Genomic DNA, 225 nt, shown 5'->3' with positions numbered 1-225 from the left:
GGCATCTCGCCGCAGGCCCGTGAGCTGGCCGCGCGCTGGGCCACGGCACTGGCGGCGCGCGAGGCGGACGCGCGCGTCCTCGGCGATGCGACGTCGGACCTGGCGGGCCGGCTGCGCATGGCGGCGGTGAGCACGCGGAGCACCGGTTTCCGGGGGCGGTTAGCGGTGGCACCGTGACCGCTGAGGTCTTCGAGCACCCGGCTCTGGTGTCGGCGGCCGCGCAGC

This window comes from Amycolatopsis kentuckyensis (genome assembly GCF_002155975.1).
Taxonomy (GTDB): domain Bacteria; phylum Actinomycetota; class Actinomycetes; order Mycobacteriales; family Pseudonocardiaceae; genus Amycolatopsis; species Amycolatopsis kentuckyensis.
Note: the sequence above shows the minus strand (reverse complement) of the source record.